Source organism: Pseudomonas sp. MHK4, from assembly GCF_054600775.1.
Window position 1 is genome coordinate 551,806 of the sequence record NZ_BAAIAK010000003.1, and the last position, 20,512, is coordinate 572,317.

Consider the following 20,512-nt stretch of genomic DNA (forward strand, 5'->3'; position numbering starts at 1 on the left):
TCGGCAATTCCCCTGTCGTTTTTGCACCCGGCTGCCCCGTCCCTCAGGCATATGCTGGCCCCAAAGCGCCGGCAGACGATTCGGCGCATGAATCGACAACAAGGGGACAGCCTGATGAGCCCAGCCGAATTGCACGCCGACAGCATCGTTATCGACGGGTTGATTATTGCCAAGTGGAACCGTGAGCTGTTCGAAGACATGCGCAAGGGCGGTCTGACCGCCGCCAACTGCACCGTGTCGGTATGGGAGGGCTTCCAGGCCACCGTCAACAACATCGCCGCCAGCCAGAAACTGATCCGCGAGAACAGCGACCTGGTGATTCCGGTGCGCACCACCGCCGACATCCGCAAGGCCAAGGAGCAGGGCAAGACCGGCATCCTCTTCGGTTTCCAGAACGCCCACGCCTTTGAAGACCAGATCGGCTATGTCGAGGTGTTCAAGCAGCTCGGCGTCGGTATCGTGCAGATGTGCTACAACACCCAGAACCTGGTGGGCACCGGCTGCTACGAGCGTGACGGTGGCCTGTCGGGCTTCGGTCGCGAAATCGTCGCCGAGATGAACCGCGTTGGCGTGATGTGCGACCTGTCCCACGTTGGCTCCAAGACGTCCGAAGAAGTCATCCTCGAATCTAGGAAACCGGTGTGCTACTCCCATTGCCTGCCGTCGGGCCTGAAAATCCACCCGCGCAACAAGTCCGATGAAGAGCTGAAGTTCATTGCCGATCACGGTGGTTTCGTCGGCGTGACCATGTTCGCGCCGTTCCTCGCCAAGGGCATCGATTCGACCATCGACGACTACGCCGAAGCCATCGAATACACCATGAACATCGTTGGTGAGGACGCCATCGGCATCGGCACCGACTTCACCCAGGGTCATGGCCAGGACTTCTTCGAATACCTGACCCACGACAAGGGCTACGCCCGCCGCCTGACGAGCTTCGGCAAGATCATCAACCCGCTGGGCATCCGCACCGTCGGCGAGTTCCCGAACCTGACCGAGACGCTGCTCAAGCGCGGCCATTCCGAGCGCGTAGTGCGCAAGATCATGGGCGAGAACTGGGTCAACGTCTTGAAAGATGTTTGGGGCGAGTAAGCCGCCGCACTTCTGAATCCTTTCCTGCGGCCATCCGCGCCGCAGGCAACACCCAAATTTTTCTGGAGTTAAGTTTCCATGGCCAAGATCGCCCCGCAATTGCCTATCGAAGTCGACAGCGAAACCGGTGTATGGACGTCCGACGCCCTGCCGATGCTGTATGTGCCGCGCCATTTCTTCGTCAACAACCACATGGGCATCGAGGAAGTGCTGGGCGCCGAAGCTTACGCCGAAATCCTCTACAAGGCCGGCTACAAGTCCGCCTGGCACTGGTGTGAAAAAGAAGCCGAATGCCATGGCCTGGAAGGCGTCGCGGTGTTCGAGCACTACATGAAGCGCCTGTCGCAACGCGGCTGGGGCCTGTTCAAGATCCAGGACATCGACCTCGACAAAGGCACCGCCAGCGTCAAGCTCGAACACTCCGCCTTCGTCTACGTGTACGGCAAGGTCGGGCGCAAGGTCGACTACATGTTCACCGGCTGGTTTGCCGGTGCCATGGACCAGATCCTCGCCGCTCGCGGCAGCCAGATCCGCACCGTGGCCGAGCAAGTCTACGGTGGCTCCGAAGAGGGCCACGAAGACGGCTTGTTCACCGTCAAGCCGTTGTAAGTCGAGGAACCCGCCATGGCTTTCGAAGCAATGTTCCAGCCGATCCAGATCGGCAAACTGACCATCCGCAACCGCGTGCTCAGCACCGCGCACGCCGAGGTCTATGCCACTGACGGCGGCATGACCACCGACCGGTACGTCAAGTATTACGAAGAGAAGGCCAAGGGCGGGATCGGCCTGGCGATCTGCGGCGGTTCGTCCGTCGTGGCCATCGACAGCCCGCAGGAGTGGTGGAGTTCGGTCAACCTGTCCACCGACCGCATCATTCCGCACTTCCAGAATCTGGCCGACGCCATGCACAAGCACGGCGCCAAGATCATGATCCAGATTACCCACATGGGCCGGCGCTCGCGTTGGGACGGCTTCAACTGGCCGACCCTGATGTCGCCATCGGGCGTGCGCGAGCCGGTGCACCGTGCCACCTGCAAGACCATCGAGCCGGAAGAAATCTGGCGGGTGATCGGCAACTACGCGCAGGCCGCGCGCCGCGCCAAGGCCGGTGGCCTGGACGGTGTGGAACTCTCGGCAGTGCACCAGCACATGATCGACCAGTTCTGGAGCCCGCGGGTCAACAAACGTACCGACGAATGGGGCGGCACTTTCGAAGGCCGCATGAAGTTCGGCCTGGAAGTGTTGAAAGCCGTGCGCGCCGAGGTCGGTGACGATTTCTGCGTGGGCATGCGCATCTGCGGTGACGAGTTCCACCCGGATGGTTTGTCCCATGAGGACATGAAGCAGATCGCCAAGTATTACGACGACACCGGCATGCTCGATTTCCTCGGCGTCGTGGGCTCGGGTTGCGACACCCACAACACCCTGGCCAACGTGATTCCGAACATGAGTTATCCACCGGAGCCGTTCCTGCACCTGGCCGCCGGTATCAAGGAAGTGGTCAAGGTTCCGGTGCTGCACGCGCAGAACATCAAGGACCCGAACCAGGCCACGCGGATTCTGGAAGGCGGTTACGTCGACATGGTCGGCATGACCCGCGCGCACATTGCCGACCCGCACCTGATCGCCAAGATCAAGATGGGCCAGATCGACCAGATCAAGCAGTGCGTCGGCGCCAACTACTGCATCGACCGTCAATACCAGGGCCTGGACGTGTTGTGCATCCAGAACGCGGCGACCTCCCGTGAATACATGGGCCTGCCGCACATCATCGAGAAAACCACCGGGGTGAAACGCAAGGTGGTGGTGGTCGGCGCCGGTCCCGCGGGGATGGAAGCCGCCCGCGTGGCCGCCGAGCGTGGTCACGACGTCACGCTGTTCGAGAAGAAGGAGTTCATTGGCGGGCAGATCACCACGGCCTCGAAAGCGCCGCAACGGGACCAGATCGCCGGCATCACGCGCTGGTACCAGCTGGAACTGGCGCGCCTGAAAGTCGACCTGCGCCTGGGCACCGCGGCGGATGCGCCCACCATCATGGACCTGCGTCCGGACGTGGTGGTGCTGGCTGTCGGCGGACATCCGTTCATCGAACAGAATGAACACTGGGGCGCGGCTGAAGGCCTGGTGGTCAGCAGCTGGGACATCCTCGACGGCAAGGTTGCACCGGCCAAGAACGTGCTGGTCTACGACACCATCTGCGAGTTCACCGGCATGTCCACCGCCGACTTCCTCGCCGACAAGGGCAGCCAGGTCGAGATCGTCACCGACGACATCAAGCCGGGCGTGGCCATCGGCGGTACGTCGTTCCCGACTTACTACCGCAGCATGTACCCCAAAGAAGTGATCATGACCGGCGACATGATGCTGGAGAAGGTCTACCGCGAAGGCGACAAGCTGATCGCAGTATTGGAAAACGAATACACCGGCGCCAAAGAGGAGCGGGTGGTGGACCAGGTGGTGATCGAAAACGGCGTGCGTCCGGACGAGGAAATCTACTACGCGATGAAGGAAGGCTCGCGCAACAAGGGCCAGATCGACGTCGAGGCGTTGTTCGCGATCAAGCCACAACCAAGCCTTGCACAGAGCGGCGACGGCTACTTGCTGTTCCGCATCGGCGACTGCGTGGCCCAGCGTAACGTACACGCCGCGATCTACGACGCACTGCGGCTGTGCAAGGATTTCTAAGAGCTTGTTGATAACCCTTGTAGGGGCGAGCTTGCTCGCGATGGACGTGAACGATGACGCGGGCAGTCTGATTTAACGCGACGTTCTCAGGTTTTTCGCGAGCAAGCTCGCTCCTACAAGGAATCGGGCAAGGCATCCAGGTAGTTTGGCCTGCAAGACCCTGCGGTCTTTGGGAGCTTCACCATGCTTAACACCCTTCTTCCAATCCTGTTGTTCGCCGCCCTGGGCCTCGCGGTTCTGGGCGCGTTGCGGCGGGTAGCCATGTGGCGCCGGGGGCGAGCCTCGAAGGTCGATCTGATCGGCGGCCTGTTCGCCATGCCCAAGCGCTACATGGTCGACCTGCACCACGTGGTGGCGCGGGACAAATACATCGCCAATACCCACGTGGCCACGGCCGGCGGCGCGGTGGCGTCCGTCGTGCTGGCGATCCTGGTGCATGGTTTCGGCCTGCATAACCGCTTGCTCGGCTATGCGCTGCTGTTGATGACAGCGGTGATGTTCGTCGGCGCGATCTTCGTTTACCTGCGTCGACGCAACCCGCCTGCGCGCCTGTCGAAAGGCCCGTGGATGCGCCTGCCGAAAAGCCTGCTGGCGTTCTCGGCGTCGTTCTTCCTGGTGACCCTGCCGGTGGCCGGCATCCTCCCGGAAAACTTCGGGGGCTGGCTGTTGGCGGTCATCCTCGGTATCGGTGTGCTGTGGGGCGTGTCCGAGTTGTTCTTCGGCATGACCTGGGGCGGGCCGATGAAACACGCCTTCGCCGGTGCCCTGCACCTGGCCTGGCACCGTCGCGCCGAGCGCTTTGGCGGCGGCCGCTCCACCGGTTTGAAACCCCTGGACTTGACCGACCTGTCTGCGCCGCTGGGGGTGGAAAAACCCAAGGATTTCACCTGGAACCAACTGCTCGGTTTCGACGCCTGTGTGCAGTGCGGCAAGTGCGAAGCCGCGTGCCCGGCCTTCGCCGCCGGCCAGCCGCTGAACCCGAAAAAGCTGATTCAGGACATGGTCGTCGGCCTCGCCGGTGGCACCGATGCCAAGTTCGCCGGCAGCCCGTATCCCGGCAAAGCCATTGGAGAGCACGGGGGCAATCCACATCAGCCGATCGTAAACGGTCTGGTGGATGCCGAAACCCTGTGGTCGTGCACCACTTGCCGCGCCTGCGTCGAGGAATGCCCGATGATGATCGAGCACGTCGATGCCATCGTCGACATGCGTCGCCATCTGACCCTGGAAAAAGGCGCGACCCCGAACAAGGGCGCCGAAGTCCTGGAAAACCTGATTGCCACCGACAACCCTGGCGGCTTCGCCCCGGGCGGGCGGATGAACTGGGCGGCGGACCTGAACCTCAATCTGCTGAGCGAAAAGAAATCCACCGACGTGCTGTTCTGGGTCGGCGACGGCGCCTTCGACATGCGCAACCAGCGCACCCTGCGCGCGTTCGTCAAAGTGTTGAAAGCTGCAAAAATCGACTTCGCCGTGCTCGGCCTCGAAGAGCGCGACAGTGGCGACGTGGCCCGGCGTCTGGGTGACGAGGCAACCTTCCAGTTGCTGGCCAAACGCAATATCCAGACCCTGGCCAAGTACAGCTTCAACCGCATCGTCACCTGCGATCCGCACAGCTTCCACGTGCTGAAAAACGAATACGGTGCTTTCGATGGCAACTACCTGGTGCAGCACCACAGCACCTATATGGCGGAAATCATCGACGCCGGCGCGCTGAACCTCGGTCAGCACAAGGGCGACAGCGTGACCTATCACGACCCGTGCTACCTCGGCCGCTACAACGGCGAGTACGAGGCGCCGCGCCAGGTCCTGCGCGCACTCGGCATCGAGGTCAAGGAAATGCAACGCTCAGGCTTCCGTTCGCGCTGCTGCGGCGGTGGCGGTGGCGCGCCGATCACCGATATCCCGGGCAAGCAGCGCATCCCCGACATGCGCATGGAAGACATCCGCGAGACGGGCGCCGAACTGGTTGCCGTGGGCTGCCCGCAGTGCACCGCGATGCTTGAAGGCGTGGTTGAGCCGCGCCCCTTGATCAAGGACATTGCCGAACTGGTGGCCGACGCATTGCTGGAAGACCAGGCACCGAGCAAGCCGGCCACACCGGCCCAACGTGAACCTGCGGAGGTGCATTGATGAGCGACATTATCCGCCGCGACCCCCGTGCCGAATGGATCGCCCGCAACCGCCTGCATCCGCTGCATGCGGCCATGCAACCGGCGCAACACAGCTGGATGGGGCCGAACGGCGTCATCCGCAAGAATCCCCATGGCATCGGCTTCATCGGCCCCAACGGGATCAAGCGCATCGACCGCAGCGGCGCCCAGCAGGGCGGAGCGACCAAGCGTACGGCCGCCGTTGAAGTGCAATTGCCGCTGCATCAGGTACCTGCACCGGCGTTCTACATCAGCGTGGTGCCGGACATGGTCGGCGGCCGCTTGAGCAGCCACGACCGCGACTTGCTCGGCCTGGCTCATCAATTGGCCGGCAAGGACGGCGCGGTAATGGCCGTGGTCTTTGGCGAGCACAAAGAGAACGCCTTCGCCACGGCTGGCGTCGATCGCTTGCTGGTGCTCGAAGGCGAGGAGTTCAGCGGTTATGCACCGGAGCAACGGGTCCAGGGCCTGCGGGCTGTGGATAACCAGTTCAACCCACGCCATTGGCTGCTGCCCGACAGTCGCACCGGTGGCGGTGAACTGGGTCGACGCTTTGCCGCCGCCCTGGGCGAACGCCCGGCCACGCGGGTCTGGCAGGTCAAGGATCAGGAATGCATCGGCCGTGCCGGCGCCGGTTTGCAAGACCTGGCGCGGCCGCTTGCGCGGTTGATCCTGGCAGCTGTGGAATGCGCCGAACCGGTCAGCGAAACCCGTCACGAAGCCTTGCCGGTGGAGTTATCCACAACCATCGCGCGCAGTCTCTCGCGCATCGAGGATCTGGGCGCGGTGGCGGTGGACCCGGCGGCGATTCCGATGGCCGAAGCGGAGTTCATCTTCTCCGGCGGCAACGGGGTCAAGGATTGGGGACTTTTCCACAGGACCGCCGAAGCCTTGGGCGCCACCGAAGGCGCGTCCCGGGTGGCGGTGGACGACGGCTTCATGGCCCGTGATCGCCAGGTCGGCGCGTCCGGCACCTGGGTCACCGCACGGGTCTACGTGGCGGTGGGGATCTCCGGGGCGATCCAGCACCTGCAAGGCATTGGTGCCTGCGACAAGGTGGTGGCGATCAACCTCGACCCGGGCTGCGACATGATCAAACGGGCCGACCTGTCGGTGATTGGCGAAAGCGCCGAGATTCTTCAAGCCTTGATCGCGGCGGTAGAGGCCTACCGCAACGACGCCAGGCGCGATGCGGCTTAAGGGGAAAGGGGTATGAGCACGAAAATCATCAGCCTGGTGTCCATCGGCGCCCACCCGACCTCCGGTCGACCACGACGTGCGGAACAGGATGCGCGGGCGGTGGAACTGGGTTTGCAACTGGCTGGGGATAACTTGCAGGTGCTGCACGCCGGCGATGTCGCCGAGCCGGCCTTGCGCGCGTACCTGGGCATGGGGCTGGAACAGTTGCATGTACTGGAACAACCGCAAGGCGCCGATGCGCTGCCGGCCTTGACCGCGTATTTGCGTGACGCCGGCGCTCAGGTCGTGTTGACCGGCAGCCAGGCGGAAACCGGCGAAGGCTCGGGCATGCTGCCGTTCCTGCTGGCCGAAGGCCTTGGCTGGCCGCTGGTGGTGGGGCTGGCGCAGGTCGAGTCCATCGATGGCGGTTCTGCGCTGGTGTTGCAAGCCTTACCGCGTGGTCAGCGCCGTCGCTTGAAGGTGCGCTTGCCGTTCCTGGCGACTGTGGATAACGCCGCACCCAAGCCGCGCCAGAGCGCCTACGGCCCGGCCCGGCGCGGGCTGTTGCAAGCTGACGACGTGGAGGTCATCGACGACGAACTGTTGGCCGTCGCCACTCTGCAACCGGCCAAGCCACGACCGAAACGCTTGAAAGTGATCAAAGCCAAGAGCGGCGCCGATCGCATGAAAGCTGCAACGGCCAAGGCCAGTGGTGGCGGGGGGCAAGTGCTCAAGGGCGTTACGGCGCAAGCGGGGGCCGAGGCGATTCTCAAGTTGCTGATCGAAGAGGGCGTGGTGCGCTGAGTTGCAACAACCGGATATAAATCTACCCATTCCCTGCATTGTTGTGCCCGGCGCGTTCGCGTTAAAAACGAACGCCCAATGCCCTGTGGAGTTCATGTAAATGGATGTTGTTTTTCGTTCAGCCGTGCGCGCCGATGCGCGTGAAATTGCGCGCTTGTTCCAGATCTCATCAGAAGGTGCTTCGGACTACATCTGGAGCCAGTTGGCCGAACCGGGTCAGGAGCTGCTGGATGTCGGCGCGATTCGATATGCCCGTGACGACGTGGACTTTTCCTACCAGAACTGCCTGATCGCCGAGTCCGATGGCGAAGTCGTCGGCATGATACACAGCTACGTGATGCGCCAGGACCCGCAGGCAGTGCCAACGACCGACCCGGTCCTGGCGCCCTATGCCGACATGGAGGTCCCGGACACACTCTACATTTCCAGCCTTGCCCTGCACGAGGGCTATCGAAATCGTGGCCTGGGCGCTCAATTGCTCGCTCATGCTCAAGACCGCGCCAACCGGCTCGGACTCAAAGGCCTGAGTCTCATCGACTATGCCGCCAATACCGGTGCGCGGCGTTTCTATGAAAGGCACGGCTTTTCAATCATCAAGACCTGCCGGGTCACGCCTCACCCGATGATCCGGGTCACGGGTGACGCTTATCTCATGCTCAGGCCATTTTCAAGCTGCTGATCGAAGAGGGTGTGGTTCGCTGGTTCGACGCCGCGCAGGAGCAAAGCGGGAGCAAGCAAACCTGCTCCCGCAGTCGCTCTAGGGTATTTGCGGGACAACAACCGCAGGAGCGGGTGGCGGCGCAACCGTAGGCGGCACGGTAGGTGGCACCGTAGGCGGTGCCGTTTGCTGTTCCACCGGCGCAGGCAACGGCTGCCAGGTGGCGTCCGGTTGCTGCATCGGTGGTGGCAGCGGAGCATTCAGGGCGCTGGAGCCACCACTGGATTTGAGCGTGACGTTGTTGCTCGTGTCTCGCAGGATCATCCCCTCGGTGGAACTGCGCGCCTCGGTGCCGCTGTGGAAGGTGCTGACCTGGGAGATCGGCAGATCCAGATTACGTTCGATTCGGGGTGTGAGCAGCAGGATGATTTCAGTCTTCTGCTGGGTGCCCAGATTGGTGCCGAACAAGGTTTTACCCAGCCACGGGATTTGGCTCAGCCAGGGCAACCCCGACCCCTCATCAACGTCTGCCGTGCGGATCAGCCCCGAGACCACCTGGGTTTCATTGTTGCGTGCCGTCAGCATGGTCTTGGTGGAGCGCGAGCCCAGCTCGAAGGTGGCCGGTACATTTTCTGAACCAGGGATACGTTTGGTGATATGGCTCATTTCCACAAACAGATCGAGGCTGATTTCGTCGGCCAGGCTGATGTTGGGCTGCACTTCGATTTTCAGGCCCACGTCCTGGTAGCTGACTGACGAGGTGCTGATCAAGTTGGCGGTAGTGGTGGTGATGACGGGGATCTTGTCACCGATATTGACCTGAGCCTTCTCGCGGTTTTTCACCCGAACCCTTGGGTTGGCCAGGGTCACGGTGTTGCCGCTGCGTTGTAGCAGGTTGATCCGTGCTGAAGTACTGCCGGTATCGAGCAAAATGTTATCGCCATTGATCCCCCGCAATGCACTGATGGGCGTTCCGGCGAGACCCTCAGGCAAGTTGGCGAAATTGCCCACCGACAGGCCGATGCTTTCGGGGTAAGCGATCCCCAGGTTCTGTTCGTCCATCAGGCTCACTTCGAGCACCTGAATATCAATGGTGACTTCCGACTGGGCGATGTCGATGGCTTCCACCAGTTTTTCGACGGCGCTCAATGTGTCGAGACCATCGCGCACAATCACTGCGTTGAGGCGTTCATCCACCAGCACTTCCTTGGGCTTGAGCAATTGTTTGATTTCGGCGGCGATCAGCTTCGGGTCGCTGTGGCTCAAGTAGAAGGTGCGCACTGCCAACTCACGGTATTCGCGATCTTTTTCCGGCCGTGAGGGATACACCAGGATGGTGTTGGCGTTGAGGATTTTCTTCTGCAGTTGCTGGGTTGCCAGCAAAAGATTGAGCGCATCTTCAGCGGTGGTTCTGGTGGCGGTCATGCTCGCGGCGGCATTGGGGTTCACGTCCTTGTCGATGACGAAGTTGACCCCTGACACGCGGGCGATGGTCTCGAAAATGGCCGTCAGGCTCTGGGAACTGAATTCCAGGCTCACCGGCTTGCGCATGGCATCACTGAGGTCGGGGCTCAGGTTGTCGGCACTCACCAGGTCGCGGGTCAGGACATTGCGCAGCTCCAGGGCTGCACGGTAGTTGGGTTTTTGCGCGATGATCTGGCGCACCATCTGCAGGGCTTCTACCGGGTTACTGTCTTTGATCGCGAAAGCCCGTGCCAATTGCGGGCGCAGCTGCTTCATCAGCTGGATGCTCTGGATTTCCTGGCGGGCGCCGAGGTTGCTGGGGTCGTACTTGAGGATGGTTTGCATGGCGGCGATGGCCGCGGCGTCATCACCGCGCATCAATGCGGCATTGGCCTCGCGGCTGTATTGGGCGACGAGAATTTCCAGCTTGCTGAAGTTGGCGGTGCGCAGTCGTATATCGTCGGGGTTTTCCTTGGCCTCGGCTTGCAGCAACTCCACCGAATCGATGATTTGACCTTGTTGGCGCAGTTCGTCGCTTTGCTCGATGGCGCGCTGCGTTTCGCAACCGGTCAACAGGATCAATCCAAGCCAGCCGTGAACTAATGTGCGCGATGACATGAGCGTTCTCTTTTTCCAGTCACGGTTGGGTACCCAGGCGTAAAGTGCTGGCGTGCTTCATGGGCAAGTACGTCAGCACCACGCTGGTGTCGGTCAATTTGTCCAGCCGGTAGTCTTTGTCGATCAGGCCACCCGGGCGAATCCGGCCCGCAACCGCGCATCGGTTGCACAAGGTGTATTGGTTGCCATTCCCCCTCAGCACGACGATCTTGTCCTGGTTCTGATAGCGCCATTGCGCACTGACAACGAACGGCAGTGGCGGCGGTGTCGGTGTCGGTGTTGGTGTTGGTGTCGGGTTGTTGGTGGCCGGGGGGGGAGGAGGTGGTTTCCAGGTCTGAATCGGGAATACGTCTACCAAGGGACCGGTACCCGCATCTGCTGTTTGCGTCGGCTCAGGTGGAGTCGGGGTGGATACTGCGGGCGCTGCTGCAGCAGGGGATGTTGGCGTGTCGGGGCTGCCGGTCTGATCCTGCCAGAACAACCAGCCGCAGCCGAACAGGGTGAGTAGCAGCAGGATGCGCAAATACCATGGCACTTTCATTCGACCACCCCCAACATGCTCAGCTTGAGGCCGATGGTCAGGTGCGCGGCGTCGATCTCCTTGCGCTCCAGGGTGAGATTCTCGATGCGTATCGCCGGCTCTTGCACCACGGCCGCCAAGGCCTGACGTAATGCTGGGTAAGTGCCCGTCAGCGGAATTTCGATGTCCAGGCGTTGCAAGCCGCTATCGCCGGGCGTGGAGTAGGACAGTGTCGTCTGATCGATGCTGAAACCCTGTTGCTGAATCAGCGTGAGGATCTTTTCCAGGCGAGTGGCGAAGGCCTGGGCATCGGGTAATTTCTCTATCGCTGCCGGCTCGGTGACCTGCACATCCTGGGGGCGTTCTGCGATAGCTGACTGCAGTTCCTGGCGACGCAAGGCATCCTGTTCAAGGGCCGGGCCAATCAGCGTCAATTTGACCAACAGCGTGCCGGTCATGATCCCGAGGGCGAGCACACCCCAGAAGCCAAGGATTTGCTGCCAATACACCAGTTGCCACCGCAGGCGTGTTAGCCATTGAGTACGGGGCGGCAGGTAACGAGTCAAACGCTTGATCATGACTTACCCGCCGCCAAGTGTGAGCTTTACCAGCACCGGGCGGGACGGATCGTTGGTCTTGCGGCTGCTTTGCTGCAGGCTCACATGGATCCCCTCCAGAGCCTTGAGCCGCTCGACAAAACGAAACGCGTCGCCCAGCAACCGGGCTTCCAGGTCCAGGTTCAGTATTTGGGTCTGGGTGTTGACCTCCAGGCGTGTCAGAGCCACTTCCCGGGACCATGCCTGCCCCAAGGCATCGAGCAGCGGGAAAGGGGTGGCTGCTTGCTCAGCGAAGATCGCCAGCTGTTGTTTTTGCCGTGGCGAAAGGTGGATGGCAGACTGAATCAGTTGTTCCTGTTGTCGGGCCAGTTGGATGAATTGCTGTTCCAGCTCGTCGGTCTGGCGCTGCTGATCGTGCATCTGTTGCCAGTGCTCCCATGTCGTGAACACCACCATCAGGGTGATCAGCCATAGCAACGCCACAAGGGGACGAAGGGCGCCGTCGGGGTGAAGAAAATCGACCGTCGGTGAGCGCGGGGCCCGCAGGCGTTGCCAGCGGCTCCAGCGTTTCCAGAACGCGAGGTTCATGGTGCGGGCTCCAACAACCAGGGGTGGGGTGGTCCCAACCAGTGTTCTGGTGGCGCAATGGGTCGATGGGTTGCGACAAAGGTGGCGGGTGCGTGTTGCTCAACCAGCAGGTTTGCGGTGAACAGATTGTCGCTCAAGAGGCTGTCGGGCGCGGTGTGGATCAAGCAGACCTGACTGACTGCCCCGTGCTGCATGTACACGCAACCGAGGGCGCTGGTTTCAGGCACCGCCAATACACAGTCGCCAGGTAATTGTTTGGCGTAATGCTGCAACGCTGCCGTCAACAAGGGGGCACAAGTGTCCAAGGGCATGGCCTTGAGTTTGAACAGCGTGCGCAAGTCTTCCAGCAGGTCCAGGGGGGTGGCCACCGCAAGTCGGCTGTGACCAAAGCCTGCGGAGGCGACCTGTACCTGCCAGGGGAGCGGGTCGAGACCGGTCTGCTGGTTGAAGCTCGCCCGGGCGTAACCTTGCCAGTCGGCCTGGCTGTAGAGGCCGGCTTGCCAAGGCAGCATCCAGTAATGCGCGTGGGGGAAACCAAGCAGCACCGTGACCCGGTCCAGGTAGCGCAAACGCCCTCTGGGCACCTGTTCCAGCAGCGTGGCGCAAGCACCCAGGGGGTCGCCGTCCTGGTGACCGCGCCAGGTCGTTCCCGTTTTCCAGCGGGGGCGAGCGGCCCATGTGGCCCCTGTGCTTTGCAGCAACACCACATGTTCAATACAGAGAGATGACACGGTGGATCTCCTTGAGTGTGGTGTGGCCTGCGGCAGCGCTGGCCAGTGCGATATCGCGCATAAACAGGTGCCCGGCTTGCTGCGCCAGTTCCCGCAGGGCAGACGCCGAACTGCGTTGCAGCAAGCCTTCCTTGATGCTGTCGGTGACGGTTAACACCTCGGCCAGTGCCAATCGCCCGCGATAGCCGGTGTGACGACACGCCTCACAACCCTTGCCGACCCGGTACCTGGCGTTCTCCAAATGCACGTGCGACAGCTTCGCGAGCCGCGACAGTTCGGCATCGGGCTCGACATCCACGGCGCACTCCTCGCAGATACGCCGTACCAGTCGCTGGGCGACCACGCCGTTCAGTGCCTCGACAAAGCTGGCCGGTTCCACGTCCATGTAGATGAAGCGCTCCAGCACGCTGAAGGCGCTGTTGGCATGCACCGAGGACATCACCAGATGCCCGGTCAACGCTGCCTGCACGGCAATGCCAGCGGTCTCCCCGTCGCGGATTTCCCCCACCAGAATCGTGTCTGGGTCATGGCGCAGGATCGAGCGCAGACCACGGGCGAAGGTCAGTCCCTTTTTGTCATTGACTGGAATTTGCAATACGCCCGGCAACTCGTATTCCACCGGGTCCTCGATGGTGATGATTTTTTTCTCGCCCGTGTTGGTCTCCGACAAGGCGGCATACAGGGTGGTGGACTTGCCGCTGCCGGTCGGTCCCGTCACCAGCAACATGCCGTAGGGCTCGCTGGCGAGGGTGCGGATGCGCTCGATGGTGTCTGGGGCCAGTCCCAGGGTGTCGAGGCTCAAGGATTCGCCTCGCTGCGATTTGTCGAGGATACGCAGCACGGCGTCTTCCCCGTGGATACTGGGCATGATCGAAACCCGGAAATCCACCTCGCGGGCCTGGATCCGGGCCTTGAAACGGCCGTCCTGGGGCACCCGTCGTTCGCCGATATCCAACTCTGACAAGACCTTGATCCGCGACAGAGACTGCTCGGCCATGTCCAGGCCGGCGGCCTGTCCCATCTTTTGCAGCACGCCGTCGATGCGGTACTTGATCTCCAGGCCCTGAGGGGTGGTTTCGACGTGAATATCGCTGGCGCGGCTTTGCAGGGCATCGAACAACATGGAGTTGACGAGGCGCACCACCGCGTTGTCATCCTGGGCGATGCTGCTCAAGGAAATCTCTTGGGCTGCCTGCATGACTCGAGCGTTTTCGTCGTCTTCGCCGAAAGGTTGCATGACCCGTTGGCTGGCTTCGGCGAGGGTCAGCTGCGCTTTCACCGCGCCTGGCAAGCTCATGCCCAGCGGCAGTGGCTGCAAGGTTTTCGAAGACTGGATCCAGCGCCGACTGGCCAGTGAAAACGGATCCCCCAACACCAGGCAGGGTTCACCTTGCCAGTCCACTACCAGCAGATGATGAATCAACGCCTGTGGCAGTGGCAGCAGGTCGAAACGCCAATGGCCGTCGAGCGCCTGCGGGTCGATAGCCTTCAGGCCCAGGCGGGTGGCAATCGCTGGCAATTGCTCGGGCGCCTTGTTCAGTTCCTCCAGCAGATAGTTGGCCATCGATAGCCCTTTCTGGTCGGCCAGCGTTTGCCATTGTCCGATTTGATCAATCATCGCATTACCCCTGGATGGAGCCAGCCAGCTCGAAAATCGGCATGTACAACATGAACACGATCAGCCCGATCAAGCCGCCGACCACCAGCATCAGCAGTGGCTCGAAGACTTTGCTGAACAATTCGATGGCCCGTTCGAGCGCTTCGTCGTGAAATTGCGCGATGCGTTCGCACATGGCTGCCAATTCGCCGCTTTGCTCGCCGACCCGCAACAGGCGTTCAGCGACAGCAGTGGTCAGTTGATGCCGTGCCAGAGAAGTCGACAGTGGCTGGCCGGCCTGGATGTCTGTAATGGCCTGGTGCAGTGAGCCCTGGCGTTCGCCGGGCAGCAGCGCACCGGACAGCTCGATCGCCGTCACTACCGGCATCCCGCCCATCAGCAACATGCCGGCGGTGCGATAAAAACGGGCGAGGATAAACAGCGTGCGTTGGGCGCCCAGGCTCGGGATTTTCCAGAACAGTGCGGCGGCACGCTGCTTGAAGGCGGCGCTGCGCAGCAGCAGCACGAGTCCGGCGACAGCCGCCAGGGTGCCAAGCATCAGCTCCATCCCGCGCGCTTGCACCAGTGCACCCCACCAAACCATGAACCGCGCAGTCGCCGGCAGATCAGCTACCGCATCGAACACCGAGGCAAATCTGGGGATCACAAAAAACAACAAGAACAACAGGACCAACGCGCCAACACTCAGTACCACCAGGGGATACATCAGCGCACCGCTGACGCGCTTCTTCACCGTTTCCAGATGCGCCTCAAAGTGGTGATAACGTCGCAAGGCGACGGACAATTGGCCGCTGTGCTCCGAAGAGGCCACGGTGGCGATCAGCAGCGAAGGGAACGTCTGCGGCTTGAGCTGCATCGCCCGGGACAGTGCGTTGCCCTGGTACATCGATTCCAGCAGCTCGCTCATGACCTGCCGATTGACGCCGGGCTCTGCCTTGTCGCGCAAGGTTTCCACCGCTTCCACCAGCACCAGGCCGGCGTCCAGCAGTACCACCAGTTCCTGGATGAACAGACCCAGGGCAAATTTTGTGCGGCGGCTGGGCAGTTTCAGCTGTCGACGCGCTTGCACAGAGATGATCTGCGTACCCTCGTCCTGCAGTTGCCGGCGAGCCTGGGCAAGGTCCGGAGCCTGGACGCGCAAGGTCTGCAAATGACCATCGCGAATGATGCGTACGTCGAAGTCGTTCATGGTGTCTGCCCGGCCAGTTGTGAGCGGCGCCGCTGCAGTTCGCCGTAGTATCGCCAGACAGCGGCGGCGTAGCGCGTGCGTCGGGCATCGCGCCCGGGACGGGTGCCGGCGTTATAGGCGCCGACAGCTTGCCAGTCGTAACCTTTCTCGCGGATGAACCCGGCGAGCACCCACGCGCCAACGATCACGCTCGTGCAGGGTTGGGTCAGCAGGTGTTGTTCGGTGATGCCGAATTGCGCCAATACCGGTAGATGACGGCTGTTGATTTGCATCAGGCCGATATCATGGCTGCCGTCGCTGTTGAAGTTACGGGCGGATGGGGTCAGGTTGGACTCGACCTTGGCGATGGCGTAGAGCAATAGCGGGTCGATGTGATAACGGCTGCCCGCCAGTTGCCAGCAATTGGCGTGTGAGCCGTTGACCCATAACAAGGCGGCCAGTACCGGGACGCAGCGGTTCATGGTCATTGACCAAACACGATGTCGGCGTTCGTTCCTTCGCCTCCGGCCTGGCCATCGCGCCCCAGGGAGATAATTTCGATTTCGTGGGTTGCGCCGGGGTTTTTCAACAGATAGGGATTGTTCCACGGGTCTGGCGGTGCGCCTTTGGGCAGATAAGGGCCATGCCAATTGGGCTCGGACGCCGGGCGTTCGGTCAGTGCTTTCAAGCCCAGGGCTTCGCTGGGGTAATGGCTGTTGTCCAGGCGATACTGATTCAAGGCATCACCCAGGGACTTCATCTGGCCTTTGGCGGATTGCACCTTGGCTAATTCAAGGCGATCGAACATCTTCGGTCCGACGTAACCGGCCAGCAGGGCGATGATCAACAGCACGACCAAAAGCTCCAGTAAGGTGAAGCCGTGTTGCGCACGCAACGTACGAAGATGTAACGATAACCAAATCATGGCGATACCTTTTGGGAAGTGCCTAGGTAAGGCGTTTTACTTTTTACTCTCCCGGCCCAACTTCAGAGGGCACTTCCGGTAGGACTTCGATGTTTGTGACTATGTATTAGCTATTGTTCTTTTTGCAGTGGCGGTGATGCTTATTTAAAGCTGTGTAAGGTGTTGTTTGTGCTTTCTGTTATCGGTGATGGTTAAGGAGATATAAATTTCAGGTACGAGCGCCACAAAAGCACGCGGCGCTTATACCGATGAGCCTATTATTCTATTTTTTTACTTCATCCCAAGCATCTGTCCAGGCGCGTCCTACGCCGGGTTCATACGCACTTGCAGGTCCTTTACACCAGCCAGTGAATGGCCATGGCTTGCACTCATAACGACTGCCTTTGTTGGACACAACAGCGCCCGCTGTGTATTCCGTACCTTCTACCCATTGGTCCGGGTTACCGCCGCCCGCAGGATTGATTGTCACGGGGAATTCGGCTTGGCTGGTTTTCTTGTTTTGTGCATCGCGCACGTTCAACCGTACGATGTGTGGTGTCGGTTGTGAGGAGGTGAACGCCTTGAATGTCACTGTGTCGCCGTCCAGTTTTTCGGTCTCCCCGGCGGGCGCCCAACTAAAGGCTAACCTGCCGTTGTACCCGACAGAGGACTGGCCAGAAAAAGTATAAGTCTGTCCTGAAACCAATGTGGCAGGCCCCGTGATCCTTGCTACCGGCGCCGTCGGATTGACAGGCGTCTCACCACCCCCGGCGATGATGGACATGGCTTTGGTGTAAGCCTCCTTGGTTGCGTAAACAGAGTTGGCGCTAGCATTGGTTGCGTTGAACACCACATTAGTGCCACTTTTTTCACCAATCTTGGCGATATTCGCCCCCACTTTTTCAGCTACCTGACGACCCCAGATGTTAGGGTTCAAATTGCTTTGGTCAATCTTGTGCGTGATATCGACGATTTCCTTGGCGGCAGGTGTATCGTCGAGGATGCGGAAATGCACCGAGTCACCTGGTTTGATGCGATCCATGTCGGAACCAATGAATGGGCCAAGATCATGCAGCGGATCAGGTGCCCCTCCACCGGCAATGGTGATGTCGCTGCAGTTGTAGAACCCTTCGCCATCGGGATCTACACGCTGCCACCGGGTATACAGCACGGCGTCACCTGTGCGGCCAGGGGGGATTTCTACGTTGACCTTGAAGAAACCACTCGCGCCTGTAACTTTCGGCAGCTGGGTGCCCCAGTCGGTACGAAATGACGTGAACTGTTCTTCATGGATTTTTTTCAGGTCGCTCCACTTCAATTTCGTCGTCGCCGCGTTATAGCCGGGTTCGCTGAGATAAATTTTCACGAAGCTGGGCACATGGGGGGCTGTGCCAATGATTCGCACCTCAATGGTGCCATTTTTAGGCGTTACAGTTGTTTTGTCCCATGTTGCCAAGGGTAGATTAAGGCCATCTTTAAGCGGGTCGCCTGCCGAGCAAAGTTTACCATCCGGTATCATTTTTTCGACGGTAGACTGATCGTTGTAGTCGTAGCCTTCGCTACTTTTTATCAATTTTGCAACTTCGTTCCATTGTTGTCCCGGGTACGTTCCACTCTCGTTGTGCACAGCTTTACAGGCCGGATCATTGGTGCCTCCCCAGAAATCTGGAAGCGTATAGCAATGAACCTGTCGTGAAACAGGAATATCAACAGCTCCATGGGTCCAGCCTAGTGCTGGTAGTAAAAACAATGCCGCCATCAGCCACCGCAGCAATGCGTGCATATTTCGCTGTAAGTTCTTCATGTGGGTGTCCACCTTCAATTCAGATAAGTGTGTTCCGAACTGCATGGAACAATCAGGGAAAGGCGTTGCTGTCGGCTTCATCCAGTAGGTTCAGCTCCATTGGGCGTGACGCTTTTTGCAGGGTTACTCTGTCCAGGGCCATACAGAAACATCCACCCTTGATAACTGCCTTGTCCTGTGAAACTTTGATTCTCCTTGGAGAAGTTGTTTTGCTTGAAAGGTGTTCCCTTGGCGGTACTGAAGACGCCCATGATGGTGTCACCCGGACCTTTGATCAGGCCCCATTCGTTGGTATCCAGTAGGGGATCCTTATAAACCCGGCGCAAGTAACGTTTGGTGGTCAGCATGCGACGGTCCAGCACCAGGTCGTCGAGGGTTTTAGGAAAAATTTGCCCATGCTGGTAATAAAGGCCGATAGCCCGGCGTATTTCACCGCCACGGGCCAGGAGTTCCAGTTCACGTTCGCGCTGCAGCACGCTCGACCAAAGTGTGCCCGCCTCCATCAGCATGACCGCGACAATCGCCACTGAAACCAACATGCCCATGAACACAGAGCCCTGCTGGTGCTGCTTGAAGTTGATCGTGATTGTTTCTTTTAAGCGTGTGTTTAATAGAAAATCCCGCATCTGAAATAGCGATATGAATTCTTCCCCGTGACCAATCGAATTGTGCTGTTTCATTGGCATGTTCATTTCGCTTTATTTGGGATGAGCCCGGAAAAACTGCAGGATAAAACTCATGTGTTAAATGAATACGCCAAGCGAACGTAGGCGACTAGCTGTTATAAATACCAGTTGCGACGAGCGGTCGGGTGAAGACAAGAGAAGAAATAAAGGATGTGGCAACGGGGGAATTGAAGAGCTTCCGGCATTCCATGCAGGTGTCAGCATGGGTGCTGTTTACCAGTCCGCATAAGGCGTTCCATCATTGCCCTGGCCTGAGGCGCCGCTGCGTACATCACCCAGGCCTTGGTCATCGGAGGCTTGTAATTGCCAGGTGTCGCGCTTGCCGGTAAGTGGGTCGATGGGGATTTCCCTCAAGTAGCGGCGGTTTACCAGTTCCTGGAGGGATTGTGGGTTGCTGCCGTGATCTTCTCGATATTGGTCCAGGGACTGGCGGATTGACGTAAGGTTATGTCGAAGTACGGTTTCCTGAGCCTTGGTGTGTTGGCGAAAGTATTGGGGGGTGACGAGCGTCATGAGAGTGGCAATGATCGCCATGACCACCAATAGTTCGATCAAGGTAAAGCCCCGGGAAACCCGGTTACCATTGGCTGTAGGACGTCCCATTGAGACTCTCCCGTTGACTGCGGGATGAAACGTCAAAAACATCTTCTCCCTCGGATGGGTTGTCGGAACTACTTTGGTAACTGCGTAACTGCCAGGTATCGATCGGTGAAAGTTCCGGGCATTCACAAACGGGGTCGCGGGGGATACGGCGTAAGAAAAACATTTTCCTGCCATTGAGATCACTCTTGTCCGTGACACCCAGGACCAAGGCTTGCAAGTTGGGGGGGTAACCGCTGTTACTGATGCTTATTTCTATACGCCCGTCGTCCGCCGCTTCTTTATAAGAATCAATCGCCCGCCGTATCTCCCGCAGCGAACGCTGCAGTTCAAGTTCCCGGTCGCGTTTTCCCATCATCGCCGTCAGCGGATAAGCTACTGTCGAAAGAGTGGCCAGCAGAGCCAGTGTCAGTAGTAATTCAATCAGCGTAAAACCTTTGGCGCTTCGATGGCTAGGCGCTATCAACGATAGCTTGCCGTGCCACATCACCGTTTAACCTCCAAGCCGGCCAAGGACTTCTTCAACAACCCAGGCAATTGGAAATAACTGCTTGCCTGAGTGTAAACAGATTTTGTTTTGAACAATACAACTTGGACCCTAGCAGAACTGATAGTGTTCGCGTTGCTCACGGTTTGGTAGGGTACTAAACGGGTTAATGCGCTTTCGCCAGCGGCGTTTGCTG

At 59.8% G+C, this 20,512-nt stretch carries 20 protein-coding genes; 7 read left to right on the plus strand and 13 right to left on the minus strand.

The features are described from left to right. The first annotated feature begins 114 nt into the window (after positions 1-114). From ACYP2Q_RS11215 to ACYP2Q_RS11245, 7 genes are all read left to right on the plus strand, one after another. Entirely contained in the window at positions 115-1,092 is a 978-nt protein-coding gene (locus tag ACYP2Q_RS11215) for a dipeptidase (protein ID WP_459730500.1), read from the plus strand. 78 nt (positions 1,093-1,170) lie between these two features. After that, the gene (locus tag ACYP2Q_RS11220; RefSeq protein ID WP_025108544.1) at positions 1,171-1,701 is read left to right on the plus strand and encodes a DUF5943 domain-containing protein; all 531 of its coding nucleotides are present in this window, start codon (positions 1,171-1,173) and stop codon (positions 1,699-1,701) included. Positions 1,702-1,716: 15 nt separating this feature from the next. Then, positions 1,717-3,777 (plus strand): dimethylglycine demethylation protein DgcA, encoded by a 2,061-nt coding sequence (gene dgcA, locus ACYP2Q_RS11225; protein WP_274075571.1) that lies wholly within the window; start codon positions 1,717-1,719, stop codon positions 3,775-3,777. Positions 3,778-3,960: 183 nt separating this feature from the next. Continuing rightward, positions 3,961-5,910, plus strand: a complete 1,950-nt coding sequence (gene dgcB / locus ACYP2Q_RS11230) for a dimethylglycine demethylation protein DgcB (RefSeq protein WP_459730501.1) — start codon at positions 3,961-3,963, stop codon at positions 5,908-5,910. Next, positions 5,910-7,130 (plus strand): electron transfer flavoprotein subunit alpha, encoded by a 1,221-nt coding sequence (gene etfA / locus ACYP2Q_RS11235; protein WP_459730502.1) that lies wholly within the window; start codon positions 5,910-5,912, stop codon positions 7,128-7,130. Before dgcB ends, etfA begins: the two co-directional genes overlap by 1 nt. 12 nt (positions 7,131-7,142) lie before the next feature. Beyond that, complete coding sequence (gene etfB, locus ACYP2Q_RS11240) at positions 7,143-7,913, plus strand: electron transfer flavoprotein subunit beta (RefSeq protein ID WP_459730503.1); 771 nt, start codon at positions 7,143-7,145, stop codon at positions 7,911-7,913. Between the two features lie 100 nt (positions 7,914-8,013). Beyond that, complete coding sequence (locus ACYP2Q_RS11245; RefSeq protein ID WP_459730505.1) at positions 8,014-8,592, plus strand: N-acetyltransferase family protein; 579 nt, start codon at positions 8,014-8,016, stop codon at positions 8,590-8,592. Between the two features lie 78 nt (positions 8,593-8,670). Here the strand turns inward: ACYP2Q_RS11245 and ACYP2Q_RS11250 are convergent, their stop codons facing one another. From ACYP2Q_RS11250 to ACYP2Q_RS11310, 13 genes are all read right to left on the minus strand, one after another. After that, a complete protein-coding gene (locus ACYP2Q_RS11250; RefSeq protein ID WP_459730506.1) occupies positions 8,671-10,653 on the minus strand; it encodes a secretin N-terminal domain-containing protein in 1,983 nt (660 codons plus the stop codon). Between the two features lie 19 nt (positions 10,654-10,672). Then, positions 10,673-11,194 carry a hypothetical protein gene (locus ACYP2Q_RS11255; protein WP_459730507.1) on the minus strand — a complete coding sequence of 174 codons (522 nt, stop codon included), beginning with the start codon at positions 11,192-11,194 and terminating at the stop codon, positions 10,673-10,675. Next, the gene (locus ACYP2Q_RS11260) at positions 11,191-11,751 is read right to left on the minus strand and encodes a GspMb/PilO family protein (RefSeq protein ID WP_459730508.1); all 561 of its coding nucleotides are present in this window, start codon (positions 11,749-11,751) and stop codon (positions 11,191-11,193) included. Before ACYP2Q_RS11260 ends, ACYP2Q_RS11255 begins: the two co-directional genes overlap by 4 nt. A gap of 3 nt (positions 11,752-11,754) precedes the next feature. Beyond that, positions 11,755-12,318, minus strand: a complete 564-nt coding sequence (locus ACYP2Q_RS11265; RefSeq protein WP_459730509.1) for a hypothetical protein — start codon at positions 12,316-12,318, stop codon at positions 11,755-11,757. After that, a complete protein-coding gene (locus tag ACYP2Q_RS11270) occupies positions 12,315-13,049 on the minus strand; it encodes a hypothetical protein (RefSeq protein WP_459730510.1) in 735 nt (244 codons plus the stop codon). The genes ACYP2Q_RS11265 and ACYP2Q_RS11270 overlap by 4 nt, the downstream gene beginning before the upstream one ends. Continuing rightward, positions 13,030-14,667 (minus strand): GspE/PulE family protein, encoded by a 1,638-nt coding sequence (locus ACYP2Q_RS11275; protein WP_459730511.1) that lies wholly within the window; start codon positions 14,665-14,667, stop codon positions 13,030-13,032. The genes ACYP2Q_RS11270 and ACYP2Q_RS11275 overlap by 20 nt, the downstream gene beginning before the upstream one ends. Before the next feature lie 4 nt (positions 14,668-14,671). Continuing rightward, complete coding sequence (locus ACYP2Q_RS11280) at positions 14,672-15,856, minus strand: type II secretion system F family protein (RefSeq protein ID WP_459730512.1); 1,185 nt, start codon at positions 15,854-15,856, stop codon at positions 14,672-14,674. Next, the gene (locus tag ACYP2Q_RS11285; protein WP_459730513.1) at positions 15,853-16,317 is read right to left on the minus strand and encodes a transglycosylase SLT domain-containing protein; all 465 of its coding nucleotides are present in this window, start codon (positions 16,315-16,317) and stop codon (positions 15,853-15,855) included. Before ACYP2Q_RS11285 ends, ACYP2Q_RS11280 begins: the two co-directional genes overlap by 4 nt. Positions 16,318-16,319: 2 nt before the next feature. Beyond that, the gene (gene gspG, locus ACYP2Q_RS11290) at positions 16,320-16,760 is read right to left on the minus strand and encodes a type II secretion system major pseudopilin GspG (protein ID WP_459730514.1); all 441 of its coding nucleotides are present in this window, start codon (positions 16,758-16,760) and stop codon (positions 16,320-16,322) included. Between the two features lie 262 nt (positions 16,761-17,022). Beyond that, positions 17,023-18,543, minus strand: a complete 1,521-nt coding sequence (locus ACYP2Q_RS11295) for a lytic polysaccharide monooxygenase (RefSeq protein WP_459730515.1) — start codon at positions 18,541-18,543, stop codon at positions 17,023-17,025. Between the two features lie 77 nt (positions 18,544-18,620). Further along, a complete protein-coding gene (locus ACYP2Q_RS11300; protein WP_459730516.1) occupies positions 18,621-19,223 on the minus strand; it encodes a type II secretion system protein in 603 nt (200 codons plus the stop codon). A gap of 219 nt (positions 19,224-19,442) precedes the next feature. Further along, on the minus strand, positions 19,443-19,832 hold the full coding sequence (locus ACYP2Q_RS11305) for a type II secretion system protein (RefSeq protein WP_459730517.1): 390 nt from the start codon (positions 19,830-19,832) through the stop codon (positions 19,443-19,445). Further along, entirely contained in the window at positions 19,807-20,316 is a 510-nt protein-coding gene (locus tag ACYP2Q_RS11310) for a type II secretion system protein (RefSeq protein WP_459730518.1), read from the minus strand. The genes ACYP2Q_RS11305 and ACYP2Q_RS11310 overlap by 26 nt, the downstream gene beginning before the upstream one ends. Positions 20,317-20,512 lie beyond the last annotated feature (196 nt).

What these genes read in the sequence shown, in the direction of transcription:
- ACYP2Q_RS11310 (WP_459730518.1), bottom strand. Translation starts at nt 20,316, where the DNA reads ATGTGGCACGGCAAGCTATCGTTGATAGCGCCTAGCCATCGAAGCGCC.
- ACYP2Q_RS11305 (WP_459730517.1), bottom strand. Translation starts at nt 19,832, where the DNA reads ATGGGACGTCCTACAGCCAATGGTAACCGGGTTTCCCGGGGCTTTACC.
- ACYP2Q_RS11255 (WP_459730507.1), bottom strand. Translation starts at nt 11,194, where the DNA reads ATGAAAGTGCCATGGTATTTGCGCATCCTGCTGCTACTCACCCTGTTC.
- ACYP2Q_RS11295 (WP_459730515.1), bottom strand. Translation starts at nt 18,543, where the DNA reads ATGAAGAACTTACAGCGAAATATGCACGCATTGCTGCGGTGGCTGATG.
- dgcB (WP_459730501.1), top strand. Translation starts at nt 3,961, where the DNA reads ATGCTTAACACCCTTCTTCCAATCCTGTTGTTCGCCGCCCTGGGCCTC.
- ACYP2Q_RS11275 (WP_459730511.1), bottom strand. Translation starts at nt 14,667, where the DNA reads ATGATTGATCAAATCGGACAATGGCAAACGCTGGCCGACCAGAAAGGG.
- ACYP2Q_RS11215 (WP_459730500.1), top strand. Translation starts at nt 115, where the DNA reads ATGAGCCCAGCCGAATTGCACGCCGACAGCATCGTTATCGACGGGTTG.
- ACYP2Q_RS11280 (WP_459730512.1), bottom strand. Translation starts at nt 15,856, where the DNA reads ATGAACGACTTCGACGTACGCATCATTCGCGATGGTCATTTGCAGACC.
- ACYP2Q_RS11260 (WP_459730508.1), bottom strand. Translation starts at nt 11,751, where the DNA reads ATGATCAAGCGTTTGACTCGTTACCTGCCGCCCCGTACTCAATGGCTA.
- dgcA (WP_274075571.1), top strand. Translation starts at nt 1,717, where the DNA reads ATGGCTTTCGAAGCAATGTTCCAGCCGATCCAGATCGGCAAACTGACC.
- ACYP2Q_RS11265 (WP_459730509.1), bottom strand. Translation starts at nt 12,318, where the DNA reads ATGAACCTCGCGTTCTGGAAACGCTGGAGCCGCTGGCAACGCCTGCGG.
- gspG (WP_459730514.1), bottom strand. Translation starts at nt 16,760, where the DNA reads ATGATTTGGTTATCGTTACATCTTCGTACGTTGCGTGCGCAACACGGC.
- etfB (WP_459730503.1), top strand. Translation starts at nt 7,143, where the DNA reads ATGAGCACGAAAATCATCAGCCTGGTGTCCATCGGCGCCCACCCGACC.
- etfA (WP_459730502.1), top strand. Translation starts at nt 5,910, where the DNA reads ATGAGCGACATTATCCGCCGCGACCCCCGTGCCGAATGGATCGCCCGC.
- ACYP2Q_RS11220 (WP_025108544.1), top strand. Translation starts at nt 1,171, where the DNA reads ATGGCCAAGATCGCCCCGCAATTGCCTATCGAAGTCGACAGCGAAACC.
- ACYP2Q_RS11245 (WP_459730505.1), top strand. Translation starts at nt 8,014, where the DNA reads ATGGATGTTGTTTTTCGTTCAGCCGTGCGCGCCGATGCGCGTGAAATT.
- ACYP2Q_RS11250 (WP_459730506.1), bottom strand. Translation starts at nt 10,653, where the DNA reads ATGTCATCGCGCACATTAGTTCACGGCTGGCTTGGATTGATCCTGTTG.
- ACYP2Q_RS11285 (WP_459730513.1), bottom strand. Translation starts at nt 16,317, where the DNA reads ATGAACCGCTGCGTCCCGGTACTGGCCGCCTTGTTATGGGTCAACGGC.
- ACYP2Q_RS11300 (WP_459730516.1), bottom strand. Translation starts at nt 19,223, where the DNA reads ATGAAACAGCACAATTCGATTGGTCACGGGGAAGAATTCATATCGCTA.